The sequence below is a fragment of the Lagierella sp. genome (assembly GCF_029983815.1).
Taxonomy (GTDB): Bacteria; Bacillota; Clostridia; order Tissierellales; family Peptoniphilaceae; genus Mediannikoviicoccus.
In genome coordinates this window covers 234,671-258,249 of sequence record NZ_JASBYU010000001.1, presented here as the reverse complement: position 1 = coordinate 258,249, position 23,579 = coordinate 234,671, and the positions used below count along the sequence as shown (strand labels likewise).

Sequence of the window (23,579 nt, the reverse complement as noted above, 5' to 3'; positions counted from 1 at the left end):
TATTACGCATAGAGAATGGCTAGATAGTCTTGTTTTAAATGCACTTTAGTATTAAGTTTAATAATAAAATTTTACACCGACTGTGTAAGAATTTAATAAAAAAACAATTTTCCACAAGAGAAAAGTAATAAAAAAATTTTAGATGAATATTTACTCATCCAAATCCTAGTGGATTCAGAGAAGTAATTAATAATATGCACAGATGCTGAATAAGAAGAACCACTACATATAGTGGAGCCTACATATAGTGGTTGCTATATGTAGCGATATCCTTTAGAATTATATGTAGGTGATGAGTATGAAAGTAAAGAAGAGAGACGGCAATTTAGTCGAATTTGATAAAAACAAAATTATTATAGCCATAGAAAAAGCCATGAATTCCAGTACTGGAGTCTATGAAGAGGGTTTAGCAGGTAAGATTGCTACTGAAATTGAAGACTTTGCCAAGACCACTGGTAGAACCATGTCAATTTTTGATATAGAGGACCAGGTCTACTATAAGTTAATTCAAAATGGCAATCCTGCTACTGCAAGGTCCTATGAAAACTATAAGGCGGTGCAAACCTACAAGAGGGAAAAGAACACCACTGATGATAGCATCATCGGCTTACTTGCAACGGAGAACGATGAGCTGATGACTGAAAACTCCAACAAGAATGCATATATAGCTTCTACACAAAGGGATTTAATTGCAGGGGAAGTTTCCAAGGACATAGCAAGAAGAAAGATAATCCCAGTAGAGCTTATTCAGGCCCATGATGAAGGTGCTATACATATTCACGATATGGACTATATTATCCAACCTATGTTCAACTGTTGTTTAGTCAATATGAAGGATATGTTAGATAATGGTACTGTGGTCAATGGAAAGATGATAGAGACTCCAAAGTCCTTCCAAGTTGCTTGTAATGTCATGACTCAAATCATTGCTCAAATAGCAAGCAATCAGTATGGTGGACAGAGTATAGATATAAAATGTCTTGGAAAATATCTAAGAAGATCCTATGAAAAGAATTTAAACCTTGCCCTTTCTGTAATGAAGGATATAGGTTTAGCTGAGAAGATGGCAGAGGAACTGACTCAAAAGGATTTGGAGTCAGGAATTCAAACTATCCAATATCAAATAAACACTTTAATGACCAGCAATGGACAAGCTCCTTTTGTAACCCTGTTTATGCATATTGAAGAAGGGGACGAATATGAGGAAGAGGTTGCTAGAATCATTGAAGAGATATTAAAACAGAGAATTGAAGGAATTAAAAATGAAGTGGGAGTTTATGTAACTCCAGCCTTTCCTAAATTAATTTACGTTCTTGATGAAAATAATATCCACAAGGGAAGTAAATACAATTATTTAACTGCCCTTTCCATAAGATGTACAGCTAAGAGAATGTATCCGGACTATATTTCTGCAAAGAAGATGAGAGAAAACTATGAAGGAAATGTATTTTCTCCAATGGGTTGTAGGGCATTCCTTTCTCCATGGAAAGATGAATCTGGCAAATACCAATTCGACGGAAGATTTAATATGGGAGTTGTAACTATAAACCTTCCTCAAATAGGGATACTAGCAAAGGGAGACGAAGATAAATTCTTCCATATCCTGGATAAGAGACTTGAATTATGTAAAAAAGTTTGTATGTTAAGATATGAACTTTTACAAAATGCAAATTCCGACTCCAGTCCAATCCACTGGCAACATGGTGCCATTGCAAGACTGGGCAAACATGAACCGATAAATGACCTATTGATCAATGGATATGCCACAGTGACTTTAGGATATATTGGAATATATGAAGCAACTCTTCTAACCAAGGGAGTTAGCCATACTGATGAAAAAGGTAAGGAATTTGCCCTTAGGATTATGGAGAGATTGAATGATAAGGTAAACCAATGGAAAGCTGAAACTGGTCTAGGATTTGCCCTTTATGGAACTCCTGCCGAGTCACTGACTCATAGATTTAATTCTATTGACAGAAGAAGATTTGGCGTTATAAAGGATGTTACGGATAAGGGATACTATATAAACTCATTCCATGTGGATGTAAGGGAAAATATTGACGTATTTTCAAAATTTAACTTTGAATCACAGTTTCAAGACCTATCCCATGGTGGTTGTATATCCTATGTTGAAATACCAAATATGTCCCACAATTTAGAGGCCCTTGAGACCATGGTAAAATATATTTATGACCATATTCAATATGCTGAATTCAATACCAAGTCAGACTATTGTCAAGTTTGCGGTTTTGATGGAGAGATAACCTTAGATGATGACAATAAATGGACCTGCCCTCAATGTAAGAACCAGGACACCTCAAAGATGAATGTAACAAGGAGAACTTGTGGTTACTTGGGAGAAAACTTCTGGAATGAGGGAAGGACAAAAGAGATTAAAGAAAGAGTCCTTCACATATAATGCATTTTGCTCAAATAAGAAATTATGATGTGGCAAATGGCCCGGGAATTAGGACGACAATTTTTGTGACCGGATGTACCATAGGGTGTAAAAATTGTTTTAATCCTGAATATCAAAACTTTCAGTTTGGAGATATATGGGATGAAAAAGTCACAGAGCAACTCCTTGGTTATCTAGAAAACCCGGAAGTTGAAGGACTTACCATTCTAGGGGGAGAACCCTTTGATAGTAGTAAGGACCTATCTAAAATTCTACCCATAATAAGAAAAGGTACTACAAAAAGCATTTGGATATATTCAGGACATGTCTATGAAGAACTGATAAAAGATCATTATGCTACAATTATCTTAAACAATTGTGATGTCCTTGTGGATGGTCCCTATGTGGAAGAGCTAAAGGATTTAAAATTAAAGTTTAAAGGTTCTTCAAATCAAAGGATAATAGACTTAAATAGAACTAGAGCAGAAAATAGAATAATTGAACTAGATATATAAGTTTTCAGTCCCTTATTTATAAGATAAATAGGGGGCTTTTTTTGATTTAATAGCTACAAATTAAAAATCATACAAGGGACTTGTGAACATTGATATAAATAGTTCAATTTTATCTTTACAAATTTTATTTTAGATGGTAGACTTTAGATGTATCATAATTCTAGTACACTAAGGAGGTATATAATGAAAAGAGACGAAATTTATAAGAAAATGGGATTTTGGAACGGATTTTATCTTGTAATTGGAGTAATAGGATTATTGTTTAGCATTTACAATATCGTGGATACCTTTTTTACTAAATCCTATATTAAGAATTTAGAGAAAATAGGATTGGATCCAGCTGACTTTGAACCTTCAACTTTTGAAAAAGTAATTTTGGTTCTTGTGACAGTGATAAGTATTTACTGTGTAGTTATAGCTTTTAAAAATAGAAGGAGAATTATTGAAAAATTAAAGGTCAATATTCTACCTTATGCTTTAACATTGTTGATAGCTGCCTTTAACTTTGTAAGTTCTTTACTTCAAAGATTTACAGGAGAAGAGACACAACAAGTAAATGATCAAGTTGCACAGTCCATGGAAGGAGTTGGAGAAAATGCTTTAATTGCAGGCCTAGTTGTATTTATAGTGGGTATAGTAATTGTGTTACTTGTAAAGCTTCTTCCTGCAATTAGAATGTTGATGTTAAATTCAAAGCTTCAAAAACTTCCTGAAGAAGAGGAAAGTATGTATGAGTAAAAAGAACAAGATAATAATTTCTGTGGTGGCTGTAATTTTAATTGCAGCCACTATTATTGGACTTTTAATCCCAAAGGGGAAGGATAAAAAGGAATATTCCCTTTATAGAGTAAAGGGAAAGGATGCACTAAGTTTTTCTGGAACCTCAAAACCGGTGGATGTACAAAATATCTTCTATGATCCTACTAAAGGGGAGATAGTTAAATACCATGTTAAGGACAAAGATGTAGTTCAAGCGGGAACTGATCTATTTGTATATGAGAATCCAGCTGTAAAGGAACAGATTGACGAACTTAATAGACAGTATTCAACTGTAAAAAAGTCTTTGAATTTTGCAAACTCTGATGTTGGAAAAGCAAATAGTGACTATTCTAATGCAAAGGCCAATGTTGGAAGTTTGGAATCTAAAGTTAAAAAGGCGAAGGACAATTTAAACTCAGAAAACCCTGAGGAATACGCTCAACAGCAAGCAGAAATTCAACAACTGCAGATGGAATATGAAGGAGCTAAACAGGAGATGAAGGCATATGAAGCTCAAATCTCCCCTGCAAAGAGAGCTGCCTCAGAGACCAAATCACAATTAGATGGAATTTCAGAACAGATAGCATCTTTAAAGAATAAGCAGTATACTACTGAAAAGGCAGAGATTTCAGGTCAGATTTACTTAGATAAGAATGGAGAAAATGCATCTCAAGGTGCAACGAATCCACTTATAAAAATTGTGTCGAAAGATGCTAAGATTGTTTCCAGTATTTCTGAATTTGACTACGATAAGATAAAGGTAGACGATAGGGTGGACCTAAAAGTAATATCCACAGGAGAAAGTCAAAAGGGAACAGTGAAGTCGGTTTCAAACATCCCTAAGGAGGATGTGCAAATTCCAGGCAATGGTGGTGGAGGAAGCAATCTTTCAGAATTTGAATTTACTGTAATTCCAGATGGTTTCATCCAATATGGTTTCTCTGTAAATGTTATGGTAAAACAAGATGGCCTGTATATTCCAGAGTCGGCAGTAGAAGAGGAAAACGAAAAGACCTATGTATATAAGTATGAAGATGGGAAGGCTAAAAAGGTAGAAGTTCAGCTGATAAAGGAAGATAAGGTCTACAGAGTGACTGAGGGTTTGAAATTGGATGATGAAATCATTGAAGAGGCAAAGGGTTTAAAGGATGGACAGGAGATAAAAGTAAAGGACTTGGAATCCAATAAGAAAAAGGATACAAAGGAAGATAATAAAAAGTCCAATAGTACCAATGCCAATGATCATAATTCTACAGATGTTGACAATAACAATGTTGAGCCAAATGTGGAAACTAATGTAGAAAACAATGAAAACCCATCTGAACAAAAGGATATGGATATAAAAGATGATTCAAGTCAAAAAGGTTAATAAAGTATATCGTGCAGGAGAGGAAAAACTCCATGTACTTAAGGATGTCTCCTTCACAGTAGAACGTGGAGAATTCGTTGGAATCATGGGAGAATCTGGCTCGGGTAAATCAACCCTTATGAATATCATTGGTTTTATAGACAGAAAGTTTACAGGCGACTACTTTTTCAATGGTAAGTCCATCAGAAAATTGGACGATGATGAAATGTCTCATTTGAGAAATAAGTCTGTAGGTTTTGTCTTTCAAAACTTTAATCTAATTGACAATTATACCGTTAGAGAAAATGTGGAATTACCACTTCTATATGCAGGACATAGTCCTAAGGGTATCAGAAGTAAGGTGGAGGCTGCGTTAGATGCAGTTGGAATATTGAATAAAATTGAAAAGTATCCCACCCAGTTATCTGGGGGACAAAAGCAGAGGGTTGCCATTGCAAGGGCTATAGTTCATAAGCCGGACTTTTTACTTGCAGATGAGCCTACAGGAGCCTTAGACTCTGTTACTTCAATTGAAATTATGGATATTTTCAAAAGACTAAATAGTGAAAATAATACTACGGTTATTATGGTTACCCACGACAGGTCCCTAAAGACATACTGCTCCAAGGTCCTCTTTATGCTGGACGGAGATCTTGAAGAAAGGATGGACATATAATGAAGTTTTCAGTACTTTTTGCCGATGCTTTAAATGCAATAAAAAGAAATAAGAAAAGGTCCATACTTACCATGTTGGGGATAATCATAGGAATTGGAGCGGTAATAACTATTATTTCCATAGGTAATGGCTTTCAAAAATTTGTTATGGAAAACTTGACCGAAGAAGGGGACGAAAACTTGTCCATAGCCATACAATTCATTCCCAAAAACCAGAACCTTTATGAAAATCCAAATATTGAATTTTTTAGCCAACAGGATCTAGCTGACATATCTGCCATTGACGAAGTAGAAAAGGTAGAACTAGCTCAACCTTCGGACGAATTTAACACCTACAATCTGGAAGTGGAGACCGTCTATGGTCAGAAGACTGCCTTTGTAGGCGTTGTGGAAAATACTGACGATACCATTATTGAGGGTAGAAACCTAACGGATGTGGATAATGAACTCGAAGAAAGGGTTGCAATAATAGGAGATAAGAAGGCAAAGGAACTATTTAAAAACTATAGTGAAACAATAGGTTCTCCACTTGTTATAAATGGTCTTGAATACACCATAGTAGGTGTGTATGAGCAAAAGGCGGGAGGACTGACAATAGGAATGCCTAATTCAGAAATTTCTATACCAAAGAAGACTTATGAAAAATTTAAACAGGAAAATCCAAATTCATCGGCCCTGGAAGTGTTTATTAAATCTGGAGCAAATGTAAAGGAAACTGCAGAAAAGATTACGGATAGATTGAAGGAAACAGGTTCTATGAAGGACGTGGGTACCTATGAATTCTTCGATATCTCTGAGATGATGGAGGGTATTTCAAATGTACTTAAACAGATAACCCTATTTATAGCCTTGATTGGAAGTATTTCTCTTTTCATTGCGGGAATTGGAATGATGAATATGATGTTTATATCGGTATCAGAACGTACCAAGGAAATAGGTATTAGAAGAGCTATCGGTGCGACAAAGGGAAATATTACCCTACAATTCCTATTAGAGGGAGTTACTGTAACGGTTATAGGTGGAATATTTGGATATCTCTTTGGCCTGGCCATGGCAATGCTAATATCGGCCTTCTTGCCATTTAAAGCTTCAGTAGAGCTTGGGCCAATACTTACAGCCTTGGGAATATCCCTTGGAATAGGAATTATTTTCTCCTATGCACCAGCAAAGTCAGCAGCCAATAAGAACGTTATTGAAATCCTATCTTAAATAGAAATTTTAAATGAAAATAAAAAATCAAGCACTCAACCATGTGCTTGATTTTTATAATTCATAAATTTGTTCTTTATTAAACCCCAACTCATCTCCAGTATAGATTAGTGTGCGATTATTCAAATTTTCTTTTATAAAGTCTATAGCCTTTTCTTTATTATAGAGGTCTAAACCTAGGAAGGGTTCATCTAAATACACTATTTCGCTTCTTGTAAGTAACGCCCTTATTAGTGACAATCTAGTTTTTTGTCCAGTTGAAAGATTTTTGGCCAAATTATCCTTACATTTATACAAGTCAAAATATTTTAACGAACTTTTAATTATTGGATCTTCTGCTTTGCTCAGAACTTTAACTTCATCAAAGGCTGATAATCGTCCTAAAAATACCTTTTGAGAAAAACTAATACTCTGTTTTCTGAAGGTGTTTTTAATCGTTCCCTTAAAGTCCCTATCAAGGCCTGACATTATTCTCAACAAAGTGGTTTTCCCAACGCCGGATTCTCCCTTAATAACAAGGATATCCATAGGATTAATTCTAAGAGAAATATCTTTTAAAATGACCTTTTCATCGTATTTTTTTTCAATTAAATTTAGATTAATCATCTATCTTCTTCCATTTCTTCAGTAAAATTCTAAATGCTTCTTCAAGAACATAAGATACTACTACAATTATAACTGTAATAGATAGTAAGTCGACCATTTCAAAGGAAATCTTTGACAGATATAGTAGATTTCCAATTCCTGTAGAACTTCCTCCTATTACTTCTGAAGTGATGGCTGCCTTAATGGCAATTCCAATGGCGATTACCATTGAAAAGAGTATTTTTTCAACGATTATAGGAAGATGTAGATATCTAAATTTCCTATATGAATTTAAATTATAAACTTTAGCTAATTCTATCCTGCTTACATGTATATTATCTAAACCATTTAAAATATTCTCATAGACTATCGGAGTGATAATCAGGAAGATAATAATAGTGGAAAGATAGGACTTGTTGCTAAAAAATAGAATTATCAGCACCAGTGAGACTACAGGCGTTGACTTCACCAGGGAAAATAGTGGATAAAAGACATCCCTGATGTCATATATATAGGATAAGTAGGAAAGTACACCACCGACTGTTATAGAAAGAAGTATCGCTACTACAATTCTCATTAGGGAGACTAGAAGGGGAGAAAGGATCTCCCCTGAATAAATTAGTTCAAAAATCCTTTTAACGATATCCCAAATTGATGGTAATATAATAGGATTATTTAATAGATAATAAGCTATTATCCAAGCTACAATTAGACATAGATGTCCAAAAAGTTTTTTGTAATTTATCATTTACTACTCCATTACTGGTATTTTTCCACCTATTAGTTCAGGGTTTAAATCTAATATAACTTCTAAAAACTGTGACAAATCATCTGTAAATTCATCTTTTTCATACTTTAAGAAGTCGATATTTGTAATGCTCTTTTCTGCTATAGGAGCTTTTACAATTCCCATCTCCTCTATAATATTAGCAAAATTATTAGGATCTTTAAGTATATTGTCAATGCCTTTATTATAAACTTGAAGGAATTCATATATCGCTTCAGTTTTTTCACTATATGTTAAATCCTTTACCACAATTACTGAAGTAATAACTGGTGGTAAACTCATTTCCTCCCAAAGTTTTTTTATATCCAAAGACCTTTGAAGTTTATCATTTTTTGTTAAAACCGCCGTTACAAAGGGTTCTGGAAGAAGTGCAAAGGAATTTTCGTCCTTCAATAGTTGAGGGACTGCTTGCGTTGGATCTTGAATAAAGTTTATATTGATATCATCTTCGGTCATTTCAGATCTTTCTAAAATCTTTCTAAGTATGGCCTCGGGAATTGCTCCTTTTCCAGTAAGAGATATGGTAGAACCTTTCATATCCTTTACTGAATCTATCTTTTTTGATCCGATCAATGTAAGGGGCATACCGATATTTGGAGAGATGACCTTTAAATCGCCCTTATTATTTTGTAACTTGGCAAATAGGTTTGATGGAACTAAAAATATATCCGAATCAGACTTTTGTATAGAAGACATCTGTTCTTCGATACTATCTTGTATTTTTATTTCATATTTGTCTAAATTTTTTAAATAAGCCAAGGACATTCCAGTAGGTCCCTTCATTGAGGAAATGGTTAGCTTTTGGGAACCCTTTTCATCACCTGTACTATTTTCTGTATTAATACTGTTTTCAGTAACACTTGAACTGTTGTTGTTTTTTCCATTGCCACAACCAGTCAGAGTTATTGACAATAGTAATAAAACTGATAATATTCTAATCTTCATTGCTATCTCCTTTTTAACTTTATATTATTATCATACATCAAAAAATCAAACCATGCATTATTTTAATATACAAAAATAAAAAACATCATAATTTAAAAAGTCGGAAAAACTTTTCCTAAAACAATGAATTAAAATCGTTTATGTGATAAAATATTAATGGCAGTAAAGCTTTAAAGTTCTAGAGTTGGATTGCTGTGAATAATATAAGGAGGACATTTATGACTTTTTGTTATGAAAAGGACAAGGACAAATTTGATGAATTTGTAAAATTTGTAGAAGATCATAAAGATCAACCTGGGGCAATAATGCCGGTTTTACAGGAAGCACAAAAGGTTTTTGGATACATTCCTGAACCGATTGTAGACTTGATGGCATTAAAATTGGGAAAGCCTTCCAGTGAAATATATGGAGTGGCAACTTTTTATTCTCAGTTTACATTTAAGCCTAGGGGTAAACATGAAATATGTGTTTGTTTAGGAACTGCTTGTTATGTAAAGGGAGCAGATAAGCTATTAAATGACTTCTGTGAAGCTTTGGAAGTTAAACCAGGAGAAACTACTGATGATGGAGAGTTTTCTGTTATAGAGACTAGATGCGTAGGGGAATGCGGTATAGCTCCAGTAGTAACTTTAGATGGTGAAAACATAGGAAATGTAAAGCCGGACATGGTGCACAAGATTATTTATGATGCTCAAGGAGGAGAAGATGAATAGACAGGAACTACTAAATATTAAGGAAAAAACTTCTCCCATTATGATGAATAGACTTGAGGAAGATGGATTTATCATAAATGGTGAAAACATTTGCCCTAAAGGCAAGTTTTTTGAAAGTCAAACTAGAGTAGTACTTAGAAATTGTGATGTGATCGACCCGGATTCCATTGAAGAATATATAGCTAGAGATGGCTATTTTGCATTGGAAAAGGTCCTACATACTCTAAACCCTAAAGAAGTAATTGACATAGTTAAAGATTCAGGTTTAAGGGGAAGAGGGGGAGCAGGTTTTCCTACTGGAATAAAATGGGAGTCTGCCTTTGTACAGGAAAATGAACAAAAATACGTTATATGCAATGCCGACGAGGGGGACCCAGGAGCTTTTATGGACAGGTCCGTCTTGGAAAAGGACCCTCACAGCGTGTTAGAGGGGATGGCCATTTGCGGTAAAGCCGTAGGTGCTTCCAAGGGTTTCATATATGTAAGAGCTGAATATCCTAAGGCTGTTCAAAGACTTCTTCACGCAATTGAAGAAGCTGAAAAACACAATCTCCTAGGTGAAAATATAATGGGAACAGACTTTTCCTTTAAAATTGAACTGCGACTTGGTGCTGGAGCCTTTGTATGTGGTGAAGGAACTGCACTGATGGAGTCCATTGAAGGAAAGAGAGGTATGCCTAGAAATAAGGAATTTAGAACGACAACTAAGGGACTTTGGGGCAAACCTACTGTAATAAACAATGTTGAAACTTTTGCAAATATTCCGCAAATAATAAATAAGGGTTCAAAATGGTTTAAATCCATAGGAACTGAAAAATCTGCAGGGACAAAGGTATTTGCCCTTGTTGGTAAGGTAAATAATTCTGGTTTAGTTGAAGTTCCTATGGGAACCACAATCAGAGAGATAGTATATGACATAGGAAATGGAATTCAAGATGGTAAAAAGGCTAAAGCGGTTCAAACGGGAGGGCCATCTGGAGGATGTATTCCTACAGATTTATTTGATACTGGGTGTGACTTTGAGTCTTTAAAGGCAATTGGGTCCATTATGGGTTCTGGTGGAATGGTTGTAATGGATGAAGACGACTGTATGGTGGATGTTTCTAGATTCTTCTTAGAATTTTCAGTAGATGAGTCCTGTGGTAAATGTACACCTTGTAGAATTGGAAATAAGAGACTTTTAGAGATGTTAGATGAGATTACCCAAGGTAGGGGAACAGAGGAGACTGTAAAAAAATTGGAGGAACTATCCAATATAGTTGCATCTACTAGTCTTTGTGGTCTGGGACAATCCAGTCCAAATCCAATATTGTCAACCATAAAATACTTCCCTGATGAATACTATGCCCATGTGGGAGAAGAAAAGACCTGTCCTGCTAAAAAATGTAAGGGCGTACTTAAGTACTTTATTACAGAAAAATGTATTGGTTGTACAAAATGTGCTAGAATTTGTCCGGTGGAATGTATTTCTGGTGAACCTAGAAAGAGACATGAAATCGACCAAGAGAAATGTATAAAATGTGGTCAATGTAAAGACGCATGTCCTGTAGGAACAATAGTCTTAGATTAGGAGGAAAAATGGTAAATATTAAGATTAACGGTGTGGATATGTCCGTTGAAAAAAACACCACGATATTAGAAGCTGCTAATATGATAGGAATAAAAATACCTACTCTTTGCCATTTGAATCTTCATGATATAAAATTTGTAAACAAACTGGCTAGTTGTAGAGTATGTATGGTGGAGGATTTGAATAAGGGCAAATTACTTCCTGCCTGTGCAACTCCTGTAAAGGAAGGAATGAATATAAATACGGATAGTGTTAAGGCGGTAAAGGCAAGAAGAGCCATTGTGGAACTGTTATTGTCCGATCATCCAAATAGTTGTTTAACCTGTGCTAAAAACTTGGATTGCCAACTTCAAGCCTTAGCAAGAGACTTAAATGTTAGGGACATTCCTTATAAAGGGGAGAAAAGAGAATTGCCAATTGATGCTAATTCCCTATCCCTAGTTAGAGACCCCAACAAATGTATACTTTGTAGAAGATGTGAAACCATGTGTAATGAGGTTCAAACCGTTGGAGCCTTAGCAGAGGTTGGAAGAGGATTCAATACCTATGTTGGAAGTACCTTTGAAAGGTCCATGTATGAAACCACATGTACATTTTGTGGACAATGTCTATCTGTATGTCCAACGGGGGCTTTGACTGAAGTTTCTAATGTGGACAAGGTTTGGGACTTGCTTCATTCAGGAAAGACTGTAGTGGTTCAGACAGCACCTGCAGTAAGGGTTGCCTTAGGAGAATCCTTTGGACTAGAACCAGGCAATGTTGTAACGGGAAAAATGGTTAATGCTCTTAGAAGGCTGGGATTTGACAAAGTATTCGATACAAACTTTGCAGCGGACTTAACTATAATGGAAGAATCCCATGAATTCATGGAAAGACTTAAAGGAAATGGGAAATTGCCAATTCTTACATCCTGTTGTCCAGGATGGGTAAACTTTATGGAACAACAATTTTCAGATATGATAGATATTCCAAGTTCTTGCAAGAGTCCTCATGAGATGTTTGGTGCAGTAGCAAAGTCCTATCTATGTAAGAAGATGGGAATAGAACCTGAGGATATGGTAGTGGTTTCAGTTATGCCATGTGTTGCTAAGAAGTTTGAAGCTGCAAGACCAGAGCTTGAAAGCGATGGTATCTCCGATGTGGATATCGTAATAACCACAAGGGAATTGGCACTTATGATTAAAGAAGCTGGAATAAACTTCTTAGAGCTTGAAGATGAAGAATTTGACGATCCATTAGGGGAATCTACAGGTGCTGGAGCTATTTTTGGAGCTACCGGTGGAGTAATTGAGGCTACCGTAAGAACCGCCTATGAAAAACTAACGGGAGAAGAGCTGGGAGAACTTGAATTTACTGCCCTTAGAGGATTAAATGGTATTAAAGCCACAGAAGTCGACATAGACGGTAGAAAAGTTAGAATTGCAGTGGCCAATGGCCTTGGAAATACCAGAAAGTTATTGGAAAAAGTAAATAGTGGAGAAGAAGACTTTGATGCGATTGAAGTAATGGCTTGTCCAGGAGGATGTATCGGTGGAGGAGGTCAACCATATCATCATGGAGATCTTTCCATACTAAGAAGAAGAGCAGAAGGGATATATTCCATCGATAAAAATAAAGAAAGGAGAAAATCCCATGAAAATAAAAAAGTTCAACAACTTTACGATGAGTTCTTAGGAGGAGTAGCAAGTCCACTTGCCCATGAACTGCTTCATACATCCTATGAGAAAAAACCAAAATTATAAAATTTGATAAGATAGTGTTACAGCAGGATTCAATTCTTTCTGTAACACTATTTTTTAGTTTAGAAAAAAATTCCAAACATAACATAAAACGGCTTTCCCTAAAAAATAGAGAAAGCCGCACTAAATTGGTATTTAGATACTACCCTTTAACTATGGTCCTTAAATTATCTTTTGGATTAAGTCTATTATCAACTACGGATTTAATGTGTTCCTTGTAAACCTTTTCTGAAAGTTCTGAAACTTTCTTTTCAAAGTCCTCTTCTTTAAAGCCACTACGGTTTAAATTGTCTATATGATAGCAATATACTTTATCAACCCCAGACATCTTAAGAGGGTACTTTACAGCCATAAGCCCTGACCTCATATATAGCATATGAAGCCATTCCCCTCCTCCTTGGGTATAGACTACTATAGATTTTTTGCCTCTAAAATATCCATTTCTAAAATAGGCCTTATCCTTGAAACTAAATGCCTCCTTAGGCCATAGACTACTGTCTATAAAACCCTTAAGCTTCATTGGAACATTAAACCATTGAAGGGGATATACAAATATCAAGAGATCGCTTTCCTTTAGAATCCTTGAATACTCTATTACTTTTTCATCCCTTTCAGATTTATAACCCTTTGGCAATTCGAAATTGGCAGTTGATTTGGTTAAATCAATAATTGACAGGTCTTCATCTTTTAATTTATTTAAAATTGATTCGTAGACTCTTCTACATTTTCCTTCAGGATTTCCACCATAAATTATAGATATTTTTTGCTTTTTCATAAGTCACTTCCTTTTTCTTTATTATCTCCTAGAATCTCTACAATTTTATCTTTATTCTTTTCGTAGGATATATGATCTGTGGATAGATCATAAACCTCCCTTAAGGTTTCCAATATCTTAAGTTTACTTTTTAGCTCACATTCCACTTCATAGATTAATTCTTCCCAATAACCTCTGGATTTTTTATTACAATCCTCTCCAGGAGGTAAAGAAAGTAGTTCCATTGCATACCTAATATCTTTCAAGGAAAACTCTAAATTCTTTAGGGAAATAATTATTTTCAACTTTTCTAAACTTACTTCATCAAAATTTCTGTATCCATTTTCATCTCTAGGTATTTCAATTAACCCTTGGTCTTCATAGTATCTGATTTTGGATGGCAATACGCCTAAAATCTCTGAAACTTCCTTGATATTCATGTTTTCCCCTCCTTGTAATTTCAGTATACCCTTAAAGTATGGTTGAAGGTCAACAGTATTTTAGCTTTTTTTAAAAATAAAGCGATATAAATTTTAAACTAGCTAATTTTAAATGTCTACGACTGATTTTCTAAGAATCCAATTAAAAATTACTTGACATATCACCCAAACTTTTATCTTAAAATTGCCATTAAGTTTAAAAATTGCCCTTAAAATGGTATAATTTGAATGTTACGTATCATATTACTATTTAGATTGGAGTTTTTTTATGAAGAAATTGTGGGGTAAGTTTATTCTTGCCTTGGCTGATGGATTGGACTTTTTAATAGGCGGGCTAATAAAGGTAATGGAAGCGGTTGTGGAAGTTATTTCCGGTTTAGGAAGGTCGATTTTAGCCATATTTGGGATACTTGCATGTTCTGGTTTTGTTTTTTTACTGCCGTTGTTACTTATATACTTGCCTATAATTTTAATACTTGTATTCTTCTTTATAGTAGTGCCATTGCTTGGTAAGAAATTTATTAATTACTTGGAGTACATACACTACTCTGCTGTTGAATATCTTAGAAATTATGGGGATTATTTAATAAACAATACTGGAAACTACAAAAGCTACTCTGACTTTAAAGAGGCTTATAATAGAAGAAAGGAAGCTGAAGAAAGAGCAAGGCAAGAAAAACAAAGAGCCCAAAACGAGTTTTGGGAGGAAATATTTAGAAACTTTGGCCAAGGATATTATAGATATGACAATACTACTGGAAATTATAGAACCAATACCGGTGGATACAATACTCAAGGCCGTACCTATCAAAATCCATTAGATGATTTTAACAAAAAGTATAGGGAAAGCTGTAAAATTCTAGGTGTGCCAGAAAATACTAATGTCTATGAAGTAAAAACCGCCTATAGAAAAATGGCAAAAAAATACCATCCAGATATAAATGATAGTCCAGAAGCAACTGAAATGTTTCAAAAGGTCAATTCTGCCTATGAATTTTTGTCTGAGGAAAATATAAATAGGTACAACAATTATAATAAGTAATGTGCTAGCCAAAGTGTTATAGAGATCCCGCGTTCATTAGGAGCGAGGGGTTTTTTAATTTTGTAAGATGAAGAAAAAAGGGTGTAACCGAAAAGTCTAAGTTGTTACGTTTTAGTCATAAACTCATAAAAATGAATAATTTAAAATTCTGAGAAATTGAAGAAACATTGATTTATTAATGTTTAGACAGGTGTATTAGATTGTTACAATGTATAAAAATCTGATTTATCACATAAAAAAGTATTAAGAAAAAGTAATATTCATAAAATTTGTGGTTAAAGAAAACGATTTGAATATGACATAATGTCTTTAAGGGTATATTATATTCAACGAGGAGGTTAATAGATGGATGGCTTTATAGAAAGAATTGTGGAGTTAGATGAGTTAACATCGTCTCTAGATCAAGAGTATAAAGTCAAGGAGGCTGAACTTCAAAGAAGTTATAAGAAGAAAAGGGCCGACTTTGACCTTGAACTGGAGAATAGATTAAAAAGTCAAATAGATGACTTTGAATCTCAAGCTAATTTAGAATACAAGTCCAAGAAGAAGGAGATTAAGGATGTTTTAAATAAAAAACTTAATCTTATCATGGATAGATACCGACTTGAAAAACCAGGAATTATCTATTATATTACTAAGTCGGTTTTAGAAAGGGATAATAGGGATGGCAGGAGCTAAAGATTTCGCTGCTGTTAATACTAAAATATCTGGTTTAAGTAAAAATTTATTAACTAATAAGGATTACCAACAAATTTTATCCATGTCTCAACCTGAGATATTGGATTTTTTAAAGAAAAAAGAGTTTATAGAATCGACAGATTTTCAAGAATTGGATTACTTATCCGTTCATCTAAAGAGAGTTTTAATTCAAAAAATGAGAGCCATGGGCTATTTCTTAGGAAATAGATACAAGACCCTGATGGATTTGATTATCGACAGATATGAAATAGATGATGTTAAGAAGGCAATTAGAAATATTTACAATAAGAACATGGATATTTCTAAGGATAGTTTTGTTATAAGACCAGATTTTTTTAAGAAGGTCGTTGAAAAAGGTAATGTCATTGATTTCATTGATTCCCTTAGTGAGGAAAGTTACTACAGTTATCTTAGAAATTATAAAGAGATAGAAGATGAAAAGTTATTATTTTATCTGGAAATGTCTCTAGATAGATTTCATTATTCTGATATCTTTAAATTCTGTGAAAAATTAGATAAAGGAAGTCGTAAGAAGGCCAAGGAGCTTTTTGGTACTATTATCGACTTAAAAAACCTAGTTTGGATTTATAGAGCTAAGAAGTTTTATAATGTTCAAGACACTCTAATCTATAATTACAGCATTTTTAGAGGACTAAAGTTTGGTCCAGAAGAACTTTTGAAATTGTCTAGAATGGATCTAGATTCTTTTGTGGACTCTATTTTTAAAACGGATTATGGATTTTTGTTTAGTGGAAATAAAAACACAGATCTATATATGAGTCTTGAGATGGATAGGTTTTTATATGATAGATTCTATGACTATTTAAGGGGTAATGGATTTAATATTGGTAAAGTTTTAGGATATATATTGATTTACGAATTTCAAATAAAGGATATTATGGTAATAATGCAGGGAAAGGAATTTAAGATGGAAGAAGAGACCTTGGAAGGTTATTTAATTGGAAATGGTGAAAGGAGGTTAAAATGAAATCTCAAAGAATGTATATGATGAATCTAATTGGCCAAGTGGGGGATTTGGAAAATATACTTAAAGATATTGTGGATTCTGGTACAACTGAGATTGTAGATGCAAATGAATTAATCGACAATAGTCAGTTTATGTTTCCGATTAGCAGTGAGAATATAAGTATGGCTATAGATTTTAATTATATAAAAAAATATCAATCTTTATTTAGTGTATCTGAAGAGAAAAAGAGATTGGATGATATTTCGGATTCTTTAAAAATTGATTTTAATAAAAAGAAAGTCCTAAACCTGTCAGGAGAATCTATTTCTGACGAGGAGTTTAAAAAAATGGAACAATCTGTCCAAAATCTTAGAACCCTCGAGTTTAAATTACAAGAGAATAAAGAAGAGACTGACATTTTTCATATGTTTGAAAATATCAATATTCCAATGTCTAAACTTATGCAATTGGACAACTTCAACTTTAAATTTGGAATCTTGTCCAAGGAAGATAGGTTAAAGATTAAGAAAAATTATGAAAATATCTTTGCTGCAATCTTTCATATGGGAACTTTGAAAGAAGGGGAAGTATATTTTATTATCTATCCAAGTAGCATGGAAGTGGACATAAGTAGGGTTTTACGTTCTCTTAATTTTAATGAAATGCAAATCCCGGAAGGCTTTAAAAGGAAACCTTCGGAAATACTTGAGAGATTGAACAAAGAATATTCTGATTTGAAATCTAAGAAGGATCAGGAATTATCCTATATTGAAACTTTTAAGAAAACTAATATAAGCGGTTTAGTTCAAGCCTTAAAGGATAGATATAATAATTTAAATCTTGAAGAAACTAAGGGGCAACTAGCGGTTTCCGATAGGTTCTTCTACTTGGCAGGTTGGATATCTAAAGGGGATAGCAAGTGGCTATACGATGAATTAAAGAGTAAGTACAATGTAGACATAACTTTTCATGAAGCAGGTGACTACAATATAAAACCGCCAACAAAGTTAAAGAACAATAAAATCTTTAAACCCTTTGAGCTCTTGGTAAAGATGTATGGGACGCCTAATTATGAAGAGGTTGACCCAACGCCGTTTTTTGCAATAACATATATGATCTTATTTGGATCTATGTTTGGAGATGTGGGTCAAGGTCTAGTCTTTGCCGTTGCAGGGATGTTGGTAAGTAAATTTGTCAATAGAGATTTTGGTGGCCTTATCACAAGGCTTGGAATAAGTTCTACGATCTTTGGATTTTTATATGGTTCAGTGTTTGGAATAGAGGATATAATAAGTCCGATTTTATTTAGTCCCTATGAAAATATCAATACTATTTTAATTATGGCAATAATTTTAGGGATAATTCTTTTAATCATGAGTTATACCCTAGGGGCTATTAACTATATTAAAAGCGATAATTATGAAGAACTTTACTTTGGAGAGAAGGGAATAGCTGGTTTTTTATTATATCTATCAATTCTTGGAATTGTAGCCTATAATGTTTTAGATTTTAAGTTAATACCTTCCTTCTTATATATAGGAATTGCAGTTCTATCTATTGGGGTAATGATATTTAAAAAAGTTCTTTTCCAAAAGTTCGTTTTAAAGGAAAGGGTAGGACTTCCTAATGGATACTTTATAGAATCAAGCTTTTCTATCATTGAAACGATAATTTCAATTTTTTCAGGAACTATTTCCTTTATAAGGGTTGGGGCCTTCGCCATTAACCACGTTGGTTTATTCTTGGCTTTTTCAACCATAGGAAAGATGATTGGAACTCAAACCGGTTCTATTGTGATGACGGTTATTGGAAATATAGTTATTTTGGGATTGGAAGGACTAATAGTATTCATTCAATCATTAAGACTAGAGTACTATGAAATGTTCAGTAAGTATTATGTTGGGGATGGAAGAGAGTTCATCCCGGATGAAAATTTATTTTAGGAGGAAAGTATGGATTTAATTTTAACTTTATCGATCGTGGTGGTTTTGACAACAATTGGTTCAGGGGTTTATCTACTAAAGAATAATAGGGACAAATCAAAGAATAAGATTAGAAAGGCATTAGGAGTAAATCTTTTAAGTTTTATTCCACTTTTAATTATGGCGATGGTTATCATATCACCTAACTCAAGTTTTGCAGCAACAGATGCAAATGCATCTGCTAATGGACTGGGAATGCTTGCGGCGGCCCTTTCTACAGGTTTTGCAACTATAGGTACTGGATATGCCGTTGGGGTTGTAGGTTCAGCTGCACTAGGTGCTGTTTCTGAAGATGATACCCTTCTTGGTAAGACTTTGATATACGTTGGACTTGCAGAGGGTATTGCCATCTACGGTCTTGTAATTTCAATCATGATCTTGGGAAGATTATAATGTATTCATTTTTAATATCCAATGATGAAAGCATAGTTCAAGGTCTTAAACTTGCTGGAATTAGGGGAACCTATAGTAAGGACAAGGAAGAATTAAGAAATATATTCAAAAAATATTTAAAAGATGAAAAGATTGGAACTCTCATCTTGACAGAGGAGGTTTCAGAAGTGGTTTCGGATTTACTTGTAGAGCATAGAAAGAAAAGAAAGTCCAAACCCTTGATAGTTGTCATACCGGGACAAGGCGGTCTAAAGGACCCAGACTTTATTTTAAAGTCAGTAAAAGAGTCCCTTGGTGTTAAGATTGATTAGGTGATAGTATGATTTTACTTGAAAATAAATATGAATTGTTTAAAAGAGTGACCTATGATAAAAAGAAAGCTGAACTAGAAGAGCATTATAATAAGTTACAAAATAAACTTGAGGAAGAATTTCAAAATTATAAAAGTCAAAGGGAGAAGGAATTTGACTTACAAATTCTAAAAGAAAAGCGCAATGTTTCCACTGAGATAAATGAAAAACTTCAAGTGGAAGAGAATAGGAGTAAAGAAGAGATATTAAAGTTTAGAGAGAGAATGATAGAAGATATTCACAAAGATGTTCTAAACCAATATAAGTCCTATATTGAGCAAGAGGACTATGTTTCTTCTTTAAAAGACCAGTTGAAGGATTATTATGACAAAGAAGATTATATTATCGGAATGACCAAGAGAGATGCTAATAGGCTTGGCTTTGATGAAGATAAAGTAAATCTTCTTCCGGAGGATATTATCGGTGGATATACTTTGGAGAATGTAAAGGACAGTAGTATTATAGACAATACCATTAGAGAATTTGTTAAAAACAATAGAAAGACCATAGGTCTTGTAATACAAAATTTTATTAATAAGGTGGGAGGTAAGGTAGATGGAGAATAAAGGAAAAGTAACATCTATAAATGGTCCTGTAATAACCGCCTCCAATATGACCAACTTCAAGTCCAAGGAAATGGTGTTGGTAGGGCCTAAAAAGTTGATAGGAGAAGTCATATCCCTAGAAGGTGACGAGGGAACTATACAGGTTTACGAGGACACTGAAGGTTTAAGAGGGGAAGATGATATCATTCACACTAACATGCCGTTGTCCGTAAAGCTTGGTCCTGGCCTTCTTGGTAATATGTTTGATGGAATTGAACGACCATTGAAGGTTATAGAAAAGGAATATGGTGAATTTATACCTGAGGGAATAGGACTGAAGTCTTTAGATGAAGAGAAGTTATGGGATGTTGAAATAATAGTAAAAGCTGGTGACTCTGTCCATGAAGGAAGCATCGTAGCTACTGTTAAAGAGACGGAGTCAATAGTTCATAAAATTTTAGTTCCCAATGGAATAAGGGGAAAAGTTATGGAAGTAAAGCCTTCTGGTCAATATAATATTGAAGAGGAGATTGTTAAAGTAAGGGATGAACATGGAGAAGAGTACGCTGTTAAATTGTACCAACAGTGGCCAATTAAACTACCTAGACCAGTTGGTAAAAGGTTGAAGGTGTCTAAATTATTAAAGACTGGGCAAAGAATCCTAGATGTGTTTTTTCCTGTGGCAAAGGGTGGTACAGTTGCTATTCCTGGAGGTTTTGGAACGGGAAAGACCATGACCCAACATCAGTTTGCTAGATACTGTGATGCGGATATTATTGTCTATATCGGTTGTGGTGAAAGGGGAAATGAAATGACGGAAGTATTAGAGGATTTCCCTAAGCTTATCGACCCAAACACTGGAAAACCACTTATGGAAAGAACTATTTTAATAGCCAATACTTCAAATATGCCAGTTGCTGCAAGGGAAGCCTCTATCTATACTGGGATTACCATTGCTGAGTACTTTAGAGACATGGGCTATGATGTGGCCATAATGGCGGACTCTACTTCAAGGTGGGCCGAAGCCCTAAGGGAGATCTCCGGTAGACTGGAAGAGATGCCAGCAGAGGAAGGCTTTCCTCCTTACTTGCCATCTAGAATTGCAGGCTTTTATGAAAGGGCTGGATATGTTGAAACCCTGGGTAAAACAAAGGGTTCTGTAACAATAATCGGAGCGGTTTCACCTCAAGGAGGAGACTTTTCTGAGCCGGTTACTGAAAACACCAAAAGATATGTAAATGTGTTTTTGGGACTGGATAAGGAACTTGCCTATGCAAGGCATTACCCTGCAATTAACTGGTTAAATTCATATTCTAAGTACAGTGAAGAATTGAAAGATGACTATTTGGAATTAATTGGAAAAGACGTTGTAACCTTAAGAAATAAAATGATGAGAATTCTATTTGAAGAGGATAAATTACAGGAAATTGTAATGTTGGTAGGGGAAGATGTTCTTCCTGACGACCAAAGGTTGACTCTATTTGTTGCAAAGATGATAAAAGTAGGATTTTTACAACAAAATGCCTTCAATAGGATAGACTCATATGTACCGCTTTTGAAACAGTATAAGATGCTTGAAGTTATGGACTTATTTTATAGAGATGGCATGGAAGCTGTGAAAGAAGGTATACCAATTTCTGAAATAGCATCTACTGAATTATATTCAAAAATCGTTGGAATGAAATATAATATTGAAAATGATAGGATTGACGATATAGAAAAGTTAAAGGAAGAAATTGATGAATTTTTTGAAAATCTTTTAACTAGGTATGATGAAGGAGGCTTAAATGATTAAAAAATACATTAAAGCTTCAAAAATTGAAAGTTCTCTAATTGAAATAGACAATGTCAAAGACATGTTCTTTGGAGAATTGGTCAAGGTTGAATTTCAAGATAAAACTTTTTTTGGGCAAGTTTTAACTATTAGAGGGGAAACGGCTCAGATACAGGTTTTTGGAGACTTGACTGGAATGTCCTCTGAAAATGCGGAAATTTCATTTACAGCTAGACCCTTTGAACTTCCTCTATCTAAGGATATCCTTGGAAGGAAATTTAATGGGATAGGAGAACCCATCGACGGATTAGGGGATATTTATTCTGAAAAACTATACAATATAAATGGAAGGCCTATGAATCCTGTGGCAAGGGTGTATCCTAGAAACTTTATCCAGACGGGAATTTCTACAATAGACTGTTTAACCACATTGATAAGGGGTCAAAAACTGCCTATTTTTTCTGAAAATGGTTTGGATCACAATAAACTTGCTTCCCAAATAATCAGGCAAGCCAAGGTCGTTTCAGAAGAAGGCATCGGCGAGGATTTCTCAATAGTCTTTGCAGCGATAGGTGTTAAACATGATGAAGGACTTTACTTCGAACATGAGTTTAGAAACTCAGGAGTTCTAGGAAATGTAGTTATGTTCTTAAACTATGCAGATGATCCAATAATGGAAAGGCTAATCGTACCAAAATGTGCCCTTACAGCAGCGGAGTACCTAGCCTTTGAAGAGGATAAACATGTACTCGTGTTGATGACTGATATTACTTCCTATGGAGAGGCATTAAGAGAGGTTTCATCCCTTAGGGAAGAAGTTCCAAGTAGAAAGGGATATCCAGGATATATGTACTCTGACTTGGCAAGTCTTTATGAAAGGGCAGGTATGTTAAAGGGTCATAAGGGATCTTTGACATTGATACCGATACTTACCATGCCAAATGGAGACATTACCCATCCTATACCGGATTTGACAGGGTATATTACAGAAGGTCAAGTAACCTTAGACCCTCAGTTGACATTTAAAGATATATATCCACCAATAAATGTACTTCCTTCCCTTTCTAGACTTATGAAGGATGGAATTGGAGAAGGTTATACAAGGGAGGATCATCAAGATGTGGCAAATCAACTTTTTGCTTCCTATTCAAGAGTACAGGAGGTAAGGGATCTTGCACAGATTCTAGGGGAGGACGACCTACAGGAATCAGACAAGAAGATCCTTGAGTTTGGAGTGGCCTTTGAAGAGAAATTTGTAAAGCAAGACCCCTATGAAAACAGATCTATAATAGAAACTTTGGACCTTGCTTGGGAACTTATGAAGATATTACCAGATGATCAGCTGGATAGAATCGACCCTAAGCTTAAAGAAAAATATCTTAAAAGGTGA

The 23,579-nt window shown here is 34.6% G+C and carries 23 protein-coding genes; 18 read left to right on the top strand and 5 right to left on the bottom strand.

The features are described from left to right. Window positions 1-298: 298 nt before the first annotated feature. The 6 genes from nrdD to Q1K37_RS01200 all read left to right on the top strand — a co-directional run bounded on the left by nrdD (window position 299) and on the right by Q1K37_RS01200 (window position 6,904). A complete protein-coding gene (gene nrdD, locus Q1K37_RS01225; protein ID WP_300408560.1) occupies window positions 299-2,419 on the top strand; it encodes an anaerobic ribonucleoside-triphosphate reductase in 2,121 nt (706 codons plus the stop codon). Continuing rightward, entirely contained in the window at window positions 2,419-2,913 is a 495-nt protein-coding gene (gene nrdG / locus Q1K37_RS01220; protein WP_300408559.1) for an anaerobic ribonucleoside-triphosphate reductase activating protein, read from the top strand. The genes nrdD and nrdG overlap by 1 nt, the downstream gene beginning before the upstream one ends. 183 nt (window positions 2,914-3,096) lie before the next feature. Then, window positions 3,097-3,651: a hypothetical protein gene (locus Q1K37_RS01215; protein ID WP_300408558.1), complete on the top strand. Its 555-nt coding sequence runs from the start codon at window positions 3,097-3,099 to the stop codon at window positions 3,649-3,651. Continuing rightward, the gene (locus Q1K37_RS01210; protein WP_300408557.1) at window positions 3,644-5,041 is read left to right on the top strand and encodes an efflux RND transporter periplasmic adaptor subunit; all 1,398 of its coding nucleotides are present in this window, start codon (window positions 3,644-3,646) and stop codon (window positions 5,039-5,041) included. Before Q1K37_RS01215 ends, Q1K37_RS01210 begins: the two co-directional genes overlap by 8 nt. After that, window positions 5,019-5,696 carry an ABC transporter ATP-binding protein gene (locus Q1K37_RS01205; RefSeq protein ID WP_300408556.1) on the top strand — a complete coding sequence of 226 codons (678 nt, stop codon included), beginning with the start codon at window positions 5,019-5,021 and terminating at the stop codon, window positions 5,694-5,696. The genes Q1K37_RS01210 and Q1K37_RS01205 overlap by 23 nt, the downstream gene beginning before the upstream one ends. Beyond that, window positions 5,696-6,904, top strand: coding sequence for an ABC transporter permease (locus tag Q1K37_RS01200; RefSeq protein WP_300408554.1), 1,209 nt, complete (start codon window positions 5,696-5,698; stop codon window positions 6,902-6,904). Before Q1K37_RS01205 ends, Q1K37_RS01200 begins: the two co-directional genes overlap by 1 nt. A gap of 54 nt (window positions 6,905-6,958) precedes the next feature. On the opposite strand, the gene Q1K37_RS01195 is transcribed toward Q1K37_RS01200, so the two are convergent. Genes Q1K37_RS01195 through Q1K37_RS01185 form a run of 3 tightly spaced genes read right to left on the bottom strand, consistent with a single transcriptional unit; the run spans window position 6,959 to window position 9,221 of the window. Continuing rightward, window positions 6,959-7,510 carry an ATP-binding cassette domain-containing protein gene (locus Q1K37_RS01195; RefSeq protein WP_300408552.1) on the bottom strand — a complete coding sequence of 184 codons (552 nt, stop codon included), beginning with the start codon at window positions 7,508-7,510 and terminating at the stop codon, window positions 6,959-6,961. Further along, window positions 7,503-8,237 (bottom strand): ABC transporter permease subunit, encoded by a 735-nt coding sequence (locus Q1K37_RS01190; protein ID WP_300408550.1) that lies wholly within the window; start codon window positions 8,235-8,237, stop codon window positions 7,503-7,505. The genes Q1K37_RS01195 and Q1K37_RS01190 overlap by 8 nt, the downstream gene beginning before the upstream one ends. Before the next feature lie 3 nt (window positions 8,238-8,240). After that, window positions 8,241-9,221, bottom strand: a complete 981-nt coding sequence (locus Q1K37_RS01185; protein ID WP_300408548.1) for an ABC transporter substrate-binding protein — start codon at window positions 9,219-9,221, stop codon at window positions 8,241-8,243. A 218-nt stretch (window positions 9,222-9,439) separates the two neighbouring features. Between Q1K37_RS01185 and Q1K37_RS01180 the strand changes: the two genes are divergently transcribed. Genes Q1K37_RS01180 through Q1K37_RS01170 form a run of 3 tightly spaced genes read left to right on the top strand, consistent with a single transcriptional unit; the run spans window position 9,440 to window position 13,246 of the window. Further along, complete coding sequence (locus tag Q1K37_RS01180; protein WP_300408546.1) at window positions 9,440-9,934, top strand: NAD(P)H-dependent oxidoreductase subunit E; 495 nt, start codon at window positions 9,440-9,442, stop codon at window positions 9,932-9,934. Beyond that, entirely contained in the window at window positions 9,927-11,504 is a 1,578-nt protein-coding gene (locus Q1K37_RS01175) for an NADH-ubiquinone oxidoreductase-F iron-sulfur binding region domain-containing protein (RefSeq protein ID WP_300408544.1), read from the top strand. The genes Q1K37_RS01180 and Q1K37_RS01175 overlap by 8 nt, the downstream gene beginning before the upstream one ends. Window positions 11,505-11,512: 8 nt before the next feature. Continuing rightward, window positions 11,513-13,246 (top strand): NADH-dependent [FeFe] hydrogenase, group A6, encoded by a 1,734-nt coding sequence (locus Q1K37_RS01170; protein ID WP_300408543.1) that lies wholly within the window; start codon window positions 11,513-11,515, stop codon window positions 13,244-13,246. 139 nt (window positions 13,247-13,385) lie between these two features. Here Q1K37_RS01170 and Q1K37_RS01165 read toward each other — a convergent pair whose 3' ends face one another. Together Q1K37_RS01165 and Q1K37_RS01160 are read right to left on the bottom strand one after the other, a co-directional pair. After that, window positions 13,386-14,018 carry an NAD(P)H-dependent oxidoreductase gene (locus Q1K37_RS01165; protein ID WP_300408541.1) on the bottom strand — a complete coding sequence of 211 codons (633 nt, stop codon included), beginning with the start codon at window positions 14,016-14,018 and terminating at the stop codon, window positions 13,386-13,388. Continuing rightward, the gene (locus Q1K37_RS01160; protein ID WP_300408539.1) at window positions 14,015-14,437 is read right to left on the bottom strand and encodes a MerR family transcriptional regulator; all 423 of its coding nucleotides are present in this window, start codon (window positions 14,435-14,437) and stop codon (window positions 14,015-14,017) included. Before Q1K37_RS01160 ends, Q1K37_RS01165 begins: the two co-directional genes overlap by 4 nt. A 268-nt stretch (window positions 14,438-14,705) precedes the next feature. Here Q1K37_RS01160 and Q1K37_RS01155 point away from each other — a divergent pair, with 268 nt between their 5' ends. From Q1K37_RS01155 to Q1K37_RS01115, 9 genes are all read left to right on the top strand, one after another. Beyond that, entirely contained in the window at window positions 14,706-15,479 is a 774-nt protein-coding gene (locus tag Q1K37_RS01155; RefSeq protein ID WP_300408537.1) for a J domain-containing protein, read from the top strand. 345 nt (window positions 15,480-15,824) lie between these two features. Continuing rightward, complete coding sequence (locus tag Q1K37_RS01150) at window positions 15,825-16,157, top strand: hypothetical protein (RefSeq protein WP_300408536.1); 333 nt, start codon at window positions 15,825-15,827, stop codon at window positions 16,155-16,157. Further along, window positions 16,144-17,166: a V-type ATPase subunit gene (locus tag Q1K37_RS01145; protein ID WP_300408535.1), complete on the top strand. Its 1,023-nt coding sequence runs from the start codon at window positions 16,144-16,146 to the stop codon at window positions 17,164-17,166. The genes Q1K37_RS01150 and Q1K37_RS01145 overlap by 14 nt, the downstream gene beginning before the upstream one ends. After that, window positions 17,163-19,088, top strand: coding sequence for a V-type ATPase 116kDa subunit family protein (locus Q1K37_RS01140; RefSeq protein ID WP_300408534.1), 1,926 nt, complete (start codon window positions 17,163-17,165; stop codon window positions 19,086-19,088). Before Q1K37_RS01145 ends, Q1K37_RS01140 begins: the two co-directional genes overlap by 4 nt. A gap of 9 nt (window positions 19,089-19,097) precedes the next feature. Next, entirely contained in the window at window positions 19,098-19,520 is a 423-nt protein-coding gene (locus Q1K37_RS01135; protein WP_300408533.1) for an ATP synthase subunit C, read from the top strand. Then, complete coding sequence (locus Q1K37_RS01130) at window positions 19,520-19,831, top strand: V-type ATP synthase subunit F (protein WP_300408532.1); 312 nt, start codon at window positions 19,520-19,522, stop codon at window positions 19,829-19,831. The genes Q1K37_RS01135 and Q1K37_RS01130 overlap by 1 nt, the downstream gene beginning before the upstream one ends. 8 nt (window positions 19,832-19,839) lie before the next feature. Then, window positions 19,840-20,436: a hypothetical protein gene (locus tag Q1K37_RS01125; RefSeq protein WP_300408531.1), complete on the top strand. Its 597-nt coding sequence runs from the start codon at window positions 19,840-19,842 to the stop codon at window positions 20,434-20,436. Further along, window positions 20,426-22,210 (top strand): V-type ATP synthase subunit A, encoded by a 1,785-nt coding sequence (locus Q1K37_RS01120; RefSeq protein WP_300408530.1) that lies wholly within the window; start codon window positions 20,426-20,428, stop codon window positions 22,208-22,210. Before Q1K37_RS01125 ends, Q1K37_RS01120 begins: the two co-directional genes overlap by 11 nt. Next, window positions 22,203-23,579 (top strand): V-type ATP synthase subunit B, encoded by a 1,377-nt coding sequence (locus Q1K37_RS01115; protein WP_300408529.1) that lies wholly within the window; start codon window positions 22,203-22,205, stop codon window positions 23,577-23,579. Before Q1K37_RS01120 ends, Q1K37_RS01115 begins: the two co-directional genes overlap by 8 nt.

Bases quoted from the DNA above. Each gene is read 5' to 3' on its own strand.
- nrdD (WP_300408560.1), top strand. From the start codon at position 299: ATGAAAGTAAAGAAGAGAGACGGCAATTTAGTCGAATTTGATAAAAAC.
- nrdG (WP_300408559.1), top strand. From the start codon at position 2,419: ATGCATTTTGCTCAAATAAGAAATTATGATGTGGCAAATGGCCCGGGA.
- Q1K37_RS01215 (WP_300408558.1), top strand. From the start codon at position 3,097: ATGAAAAGAGACGAAATTTATAAGAAAATGGGATTTTGGAACGGATTT.
- Q1K37_RS01210 (WP_300408557.1), top strand. From the start codon at position 3,644: ATGAGTAAAAAGAACAAGATAATAATTTCTGTGGTGGCTGTAATTTTA.
- Q1K37_RS01205 (WP_300408556.1), top strand. From the start codon at position 5,019: ATGATTCAAGTCAAAAAGGTTAATAAAGTATATCGTGCAGGAGAGGAA.
- Q1K37_RS01200 (WP_300408554.1), top strand. From the start codon at position 5,696: ATGAAGTTTTCAGTACTTTTTGCCGATGCTTTAAATGCAATAAAAAGA.
- Q1K37_RS01195 (WP_300408552.1), bottom strand. From the start codon at position 7,510: ATGATTAATCTAAATTTAATTGAAAAAAAATACGATGAAAAGGTCATT.
- Q1K37_RS01190 (WP_300408550.1), bottom strand. From the start codon at position 8,237: ATGATAAATTACAAAAAACTTTTTGGACATCTATGTCTAATTGTAGCT.
- Q1K37_RS01185 (WP_300408548.1), bottom strand. From the start codon at position 9,221: ATGAAGATTAGAATATTATCAGTTTTATTACTATTGTCAATAACTCTG.
- Q1K37_RS01180 (WP_300408546.1), top strand. From the start codon at position 9,440: ATGACTTTTTGTTATGAAAAGGACAAGGACAAATTTGATGAATTTGTA.
- Q1K37_RS01175 (WP_300408544.1), top strand. From the start codon at position 9,927: ATGAATAGACAGGAACTACTAAATATTAAGGAAAAAACTTCTCCCATT.
- Q1K37_RS01170 (WP_300408543.1), top strand. From the start codon at position 11,513: ATGGTAAATATTAAGATTAACGGTGTGGATATGTCCGTTGAAAAAAAC.
- Q1K37_RS01165 (WP_300408541.1), bottom strand. From the start codon at position 14,018: ATGAAAAAGCAAAAAATATCTATAATTTATGGTGGAAATCCTGAAGGA.
- Q1K37_RS01160 (WP_300408539.1), bottom strand. From the start codon at position 14,437: ATGAATATCAAGGAAGTTTCAGAGATTTTAGGCGTATTGCCATCCAAA.
- Q1K37_RS01155 (WP_300408537.1), top strand. From the start codon at position 14,706: ATGAAGAAATTGTGGGGTAAGTTTATTCTTGCCTTGGCTGATGGATTG.
- Q1K37_RS01150 (WP_300408536.1), top strand. From the start codon at position 15,825: ATGGATGGCTTTATAGAAAGAATTGTGGAGTTAGATGAGTTAACATCG.
- Q1K37_RS01145 (WP_300408535.1), top strand. From the start codon at position 16,144: ATGGCAGGAGCTAAAGATTTCGCTGCTGTTAATACTAAAATATCTGGT.
- Q1K37_RS01140 (WP_300408534.1), top strand. From the start codon at position 17,163: ATGAAATCTCAAAGAATGTATATGATGAATCTAATTGGCCAAGTGGGG.
- Q1K37_RS01135 (WP_300408533.1), top strand. From the start codon at position 19,098: ATGGATTTAATTTTAACTTTATCGATCGTGGTGGTTTTGACAACAATT.
- Q1K37_RS01130 (WP_300408532.1), top strand. From the start codon at position 19,520: ATGTATTCATTTTTAATATCCAATGATGAAAGCATAGTTCAAGGTCTT.
- Q1K37_RS01125 (WP_300408531.1), top strand. From the start codon at position 19,840: ATGATTTTACTTGAAAATAAATATGAATTGTTTAAAAGAGTGACCTAT.
- Q1K37_RS01120 (WP_300408530.1), top strand. From the start codon at position 20,426: ATGGAGAATAAAGGAAAAGTAACATCTATAAATGGTCCTGTAATAACC.
- Q1K37_RS01115 (WP_300408529.1), top strand. From the start codon at position 22,203: ATGATTAAAAAATACATTAAAGCTTCAAAAATTGAAAGTTCTCTAATT.